Annotated in this window: 4 protein-coding genes; 1 reads left to right on the forward strand and 3 read right to left on the reverse strand. The window is 55.2% G+C overall.

Annotation, left to right across the window (positions count from 1 at the left end):
* Positions 1-76: 76 nt before the first annotated feature.
* Positions 77-1,525, forward strand: coding sequence for a TrkH family potassium uptake protein (locus tag TMES_RS16640; protein ID WP_085584562.1), 1,449 nt, complete (start codon positions 77-79; stop codon positions 1,523-1,525).
* Between the two features lie 536 nt (positions 1,526-2,061).
* On the opposite strand, the gene TMES_RS16645 is transcribed toward TMES_RS16640, so the two are convergent.
* The 3 genes from TMES_RS16645 to TMES_RS16655 form a co-directional block, all read right to left on the reverse strand.
* Positions 2,062-3,651 carry a sensor histidine kinase gene (locus TMES_RS16645; RefSeq protein ID WP_085584564.1) on the reverse strand — a complete coding sequence of 530 codons (1,590 nt, stop codon included), beginning with the start codon at positions 3,649-3,651 and terminating at the stop codon, positions 2,062-2,064.
* 72 nt (positions 3,652-3,723) lie between these two features.
* Positions 3,724-5,151 carry a dihydrolipoyl dehydrogenase family protein gene (locus tag TMES_RS16650; protein ID WP_085584566.1) on the reverse strand — a complete coding sequence of 476 codons (1,428 nt, stop codon included), beginning with the start codon at positions 5,149-5,151 and terminating at the stop codon, positions 3,724-3,726.
* On the reverse strand, positions 5,148-5,945 hold the full coding sequence (locus tag TMES_RS16655) for a TVP38/TMEM64 family protein (protein WP_085584568.1): 798 nt from the start codon (positions 5,943-5,945) through the stop codon (positions 5,148-5,150). The genes TMES_RS16650 and TMES_RS16655 overlap by 4 nt, the downstream gene beginning before the upstream one ends.
* Between the last annotated feature and the right edge of the window lie 332 nt (positions 5,946-6,277).

Here is a 6,277-nt window from a genome sequence, read left to right on the forward strand (position 1 = left end):
CCGGCATCGCACATGATATTGCGGTGACGAACAAACAGGGCGGCCATATGCCGACAGGCGAAGACGGGGCTATTCATTGATCGATTTTCGACCAATCCTTTTTATCATTGGCATTTTGCTGGCAACGCTTGCGATTGGCATGATCGTTCCGGCGCTGGTCGATCTGTATTATGGCCACCCGGACTGGCGCGTGTTTTCGGCGGCCTCGGCGGTTTCGCTGTTTATTGGCGGGGCGCTGGTGATGATGAACCGCACCGAAAAATTGCGCATGACCTCGCGTCAGGCTTTTATCCTGACCACGGCAAGCTGGCTGGTGCTTACGGCGGTGTCGGCCCTGCCTTTTGCCTTTTCCAACATGAATATGAGCTATACCGACGCGTTTTTTGAAGCCATGTCGGGTATTTCCACCACCGGCTCAACCGTGATGGTCGGGCTTGATACCGCACCGCCGGGCATTTTGCTGTGGCGGGCTTTGTTGCAATGGCTGGGCGGGATCGGGATTATTGTGATGGCAATTGCCGTCATGCCGATGCTGCGTGTTGGCGGGATGCAGCTTTTCCGTATGGAAAATTCCGACAAATCGGACAAGGCCTTTCCCCGCGCCACCCAGATCGCGATGGGCATTTTCACCCTGTATGTGGTGTTTACCATTATCTGGACGTTCTTGTTGTGGTGGGCGGGCATGTCGTTTTTTGATGCGGTGGCGCACGCCATGACCACCATTGCCACGGGCGGTTTTTCGACTAAGGATGCCTCGATTGGCTATTATGACAATCCGTTGATTGATGTGATTATCACGCTGGGCATGACCACCGGGGCGCTGCCGTTTTTGCTGTATTTGCAAACCCTGCGCGGGCGGCCCCTGTCGTTGTTTCGGGACTCACAGGTGCGCTGGTTTGTCACCATTGCGGCGAGCATCATCCTTGCCGTGGCGATCTGGCATAGCGAAGTTAATAATGTCGGTTTCTGGACCGCATTACGGTTTTCGTCGTTTAATATCATTTCGGTAATGACCGGCACGGGCTATGCCACCACGGACTATGGTTTGTGGGGGGCATTTGCGGTGGCGGTGTTCTTTTTTGTCATGTTTGTCGGCGGTTGTGCCGGGTCCACCACCTGTGGCGTCAAGATTTTCCGCCTGCAGGTTCTTTATGAAATTGCCAAAATTCAGCTCAATCACATGCTGCGCCCGCACGGGGTTTTCATTGCCTATTATAACGGCAAACCCCTGACCGAGGATGTGACGGAATCGGTGCTGAGCTTTTTCTTCCTGTTTGTGTTTTGCTTTGTCGTGCTGGCCGCGGGCCTGGGGGCGATGGGGCTGGATTTTGTCACCGCCATTTCCAGTGCCGGCACCGCGATTGCCAATGTCGGGCCGGGGCTGGGGCCGATTGTGGGCCCATCGGGCAATTTTGCCACTTTGCCCGACGGGGCGAAATGGATGATGTCGGCCGGGATGCTGATTGGCCGGTTGGAAGTTTTCACTGTGCTGATTTTGCTGTCGCCGGACTTTTGGCGCGATTAAATTTCTAATCGTGAAATTTAATTTCAAATATAGCAATAACCAAAACCCCGCCAGCTTGCCCGGCGGGGTTTTGTATTTGGTTATCTGTGCGGGAGCGATCAGATAACCGGGACCAGTTTGGGGGCTGGTGAATTTTTGGGCGATACCAAACCCGGGGTCAGGAGCGGATCGGGGATCGGGATATGGGCCCGGTATCGCCTTGCCGTAACTATGCCAAATTCAAATCGCCGGGTTAAATCGAATAAAATGTTATTTTTGATAGGTAAAATCTATTTACGGGTTTTCGTATTCGCGGCACGGCGATGATGCCGTTGAAAAGTGGTCCTGATTGCGTGTGGTATTTCGGGGGGCTTGAAATGATGCCTTTGATTTGCGCGGGGCAGCATATGGATTTCGCCAAAAAACTGTTTAGGAATTGCCGTTGCACAGTTTCCGGCGCAAATTTCCATACAGGTCAGCTGCATTTTTTTGCGGGTCAGTTCGCACAAACGCGGTGCTTGACGTTACTTGCGCGGCGATATGGCGATATGGCGATATCAGGCGGTAGGGGAAGTCGCGGTTGGCGTGGCGTTAACCGGCAGGATGGCACAAAATGTGGTGCCCTGTGGCCCAGAAGCACGCAGGCGCAAATTGCCGCCATGGGCCACCATTAATTCGCGCGCAATGGCCAGGCCCAGCCCGGTGCCGCCCTTGCGCGCGGTTCCGGCAAAGGGGACAAACAGGTTTTTAATGGTTTTTTCCGGCAAACCCGGCCCGTCATCGGTAATCAGGATCTGAATGGATTTTTGCGCGGGCGACACCGGCAGGTCGTCATAATCGTCGGATCGGGCGGAAACAGACCCAAGGTCAAGCGGCCCGGCAAGGTCGTTATTATCGGTGGGCCGGGGGCTGTCACACATACTGGCGGTAATGGTGATTTTGCTGGCACCGGCTTCAAATGCATTGCGGATCAGGTTGCCAAAAACCCGCAATAACTGGTCATAATCGGCCTCGACCACCATTTCATCGGCAATGTTTAGTGCCACTTCGCGCGGGTGCGGTGCCAGGGGCGGTATGATCATCGGGCTTTGGCTCAGGTCGGTGTCGTCCATTTTGCCAACGGCAATCTGTTCGCAGATGGTTTCGCTGCATTCTTCAAACAGTTCTAGCAATGTGAAACGCGAAATATCCAGCACTGGCGGGGCTTCGCGGGCGTAAGACAGCGTTTGTTCGCTGATATAAACCGCCCGCTCCATCGAAGCCAACAGGCGCGGCACCACGGCGCGCACTTCCTTGTCGTCGCTGCTGGCCAGGCGTTCGGTCATTAGCATCGATGTTGCCAGCGCATTGCGCAAATCATGGCTGATTTTGGTGGCTGCCGTGCCCAGTGCGGCCAGACGGCGGCGCTGGTTAAGCATTGCCTGCAGGTCTTTTTGCATATTGGCCAGTTCTTGCTGGGCAATGCCGATTTCGTCTTCGCGGTGATCGGGGACAATAATATTGGCACTGTCTTGCGGGTTTTTGCGAAACCGGATCATTTCGCGGGTAAAGCGCCGCATCGGGCGCACCAGCAACAGGTTAAGGGCAAAATAAACCAGTGCTGCCGTGCAAAACGAAATCACCAGCGACAGACCCAGCACCCGCCAGCCAAATTCATACATTTCATGGGCAAGTTTATGTTCATGCACCAGAATTTCGATTTTAAAGGTTGGCGCCATCGAGGGCATGCCCATCACGCGTAACATGCGGTCTTTGGGCTGGATCAGGGTTTCAAATGCCTCGGACAATGCCGAGGCAATGGTAAATTCGCCCAGATCGACATTATGGTCGGTTTTGGCGGGCATATCGTCGCGCTGGAGCAGCAATTTGCGATCTTCACGGCGCAAAACCACCGCTTCAACCCCGGCATTGGACAATAATTCGCGCGCCAGATCTTTGGACACCATCTGATCCGGTGTTGCTTCAAGGGCCAGCGCAGCAAGATAGGCGGAATCAAGATGGGCGCGCAGCCAGTCGATGCGAAACCGCGCCACCGAGGGCGCAAAGACAAAGATTTCAGCCAGCATCACAAACCCGACGGTTAAAAACAGCAAGCGGGCCGACAGCGATTTGGTCCAGGGTGGCAGGCGAAGATGTGGTCTATCCATATGGCCGGATCATGGTTGGGGTGCTGGTGCGGGCACGGGTGGCAAAGCGGGTTCTGATGACGAAAATATGCGCTAGCCCAAGCGTAACAGCAACCGCACGATTTTACGGGTTTTTTTGCCAAACAGGCTGGGCGTGTACCATGCCCCGGCCACCCGTTTGGAAATTTCGCCCAATGTGGGATAAGGGGCGATATGCCCGGCAACAGCCCCGATTTTCATTTTACGGCTGATCGCCAGCGACCATAAACCAATCAGCTCGCCCGCCTGATGCCCGGCAATACCAGCCCCCAAAATGCGGCCCGATGCGGTGGTGACGACTTTGATCAGGCCGCATGTTTGCCGTTCGGCGCGGGCGCGGTCATTTTCGGCGTAATCCCATGTCACAACGCGAATGTCGTTGCCGTGGCGGGCACGCGCAGCATTTTCGGTTAAGCCGACCTGGGCAATTTCGGGGTCGATAAACGTCACCCACGGCACCGCACTGTAATTGATTTTGGCGGGCAGGCGAAACAGGGCATTGCGAATAACAATGCCGGCGTCATAGGCGGCCATATGGGTAAATTGCAGACCGCCGGTAACATCGCCAATGGCGAATATCTTTTTGTTGCTGGTGCGCAGGCGGGCATCGAAAGTGATTGCCCCCTTGGCACATTCCACCCCGGCCAGGTCCAGCCCCATATCGGCAATATTGGGGCTGCGCCCGGTGGCCACCAGCAAATGGCTGCCATCAATGGTCAGCTCCGCCCCTTTATGCGTCATGGTAATCCGGCAGCCGGGGCCATGGGGTTCTACCCGTTTTGCCATGGCATTTTCATACAGGCTGATGCCGTCATCTTCCAGGGCGTGACGGGCAACTGCAACAAGGTCCGGGTCGTCCTTGGGCAGGATGCTGCCCTGTTCAATAACCGTCACCCGCGCGCCAAGGCGGCGATGGGCCTGCGCCATTTCAATGCCGATCGGGCCGCCACCAATAATGATTAAATGGTCGGGGCAGGTGGTGTTTTCAAAAAGGGTTTCGTTGGTCAGATAATTCACATCGCCAAGACCGGGGATGGGCGGTATGGCGGCGCGGGACCCCGTGGCAATGACAAAGCGGCGCGCGCGCACGGTTTGCCCGCCTGCGACGAGTTCGTTTTTGCCGGTAAAGCGGGCATGATCGGTGATAACGGTGCAGCCCAGCCGTTCAAACCGTTCCACCGAATCGTGTGGGGCAATTTCGGCAATAACATCGCGCACATGGGCCATAACCCCGGCAAAATTAACGGTGGGCGGGCTTGTGTGAATGCCAAATTCGGCACTGCGGCTCAGGGCATGGGCATGGTGGGCGGCGGCCAGCAAGGCCTTGGACGGTACACAGCCGGTATTAAGGCAATCGCCGCCCATGCGGCTTTTTTCAATCAGAACAACCCGTGCGCCCATTTGCACGGCCCCGGCCGCCACCGATAACCCGGCTGATCCGCCGCCGATAACGCAAATGTCGGTTTCAATCGGGGTGCTCATGATGCGGGGGTTCCGGCCTTGTGTTTGCGATATTTTTTATAGGCCACCGGGATCAGGGCCAGCACGGCGAGCCCGATAATCGGGGTTAAAATACGCGGTTCAAATATGATGCCAAAGTCGGGCATTTTGCCCTGATCAAACAGCGCGCCCAAGCCGTCGCCGATGGAGACATAAACAAATGTGCCGGGAATAATGCCAACCATGGTGCCAAGAATAAAGGGGCGCAGTTTAACGCCTAACAATGCAGGCACCAGATTAACCAGCCAGAAGGGAAATAACGGCACCAGACGCAAAACCATCAGGTAACTTAGCGCGTCTTCGGCAAAACCTTGCTGCATTTTGCGCAGGGCATGGCCTGCCTTGGCGTGCATGTAATCGTAAAAGGCATAACGTGCGGCCAGATACACAATTACGGCACCCAGGGTGGCGGCGATAACGACGTAAATTGTTCCGGCGGTAACGCCAAACAAAAAGCCGCCAATAATTGTTAACATCGACCCGGCAGGCAGCGACAGGGCAACCACCACAATGTAAATCACGATAAAGCCAATCACGCTGGTGACCGGGTTTTGTTGCACCAGATTTTGCATCTCGGTGCGGTGGCTGCGCAAGGTGTCAAACGACAGAAATTCGGTGGCACCAAAATACCACGCGGCACACAGGCCCAGCACCAGAATGCCAACCGGCAATAACCGTTTCAGGGTAAAACATGCCTGCCCTTTGCCATCCCTTGCACAGGGGCGGCAGGAAACAGGCGGGGTTTTGTTTTGCGGTGGCCGGTTGTTTGATGGCATCAGATCGCTCGTTGGTATTTTCGCTGTTTAACGTTTGGCGCGGGAGGTGGTGTCGTACAAAATTTTCCGACCCTGTCATAACCGGAAATTTCGCCAGAAATTCGGGGCTGCCAATGGGCCGTTCCGATCACAACATGGCATGTACCATCCTGAGAATAGAGCCGGAATTGCAATTTGACATATGAACTGCTTTCACCATTGCGTGATACCGGCAGAGCCCACCAACGCTGCTTTGCAACCTGTTTTGGATATCGGCCGAAATGATACCCGTAAAAGCAGGCAGACAAAAAAGCACGGCGCCAACTTATACCAAACCTCATTGATCGAAACCG

The organism is Thalassospira mesophila, assembly GCF_002115755.1.
Lineage (GTDB): Bacteria > Pseudomonadota > Alphaproteobacteria > Rhodospirillales > Thalassospiraceae > Thalassospira > Thalassospira mesophila.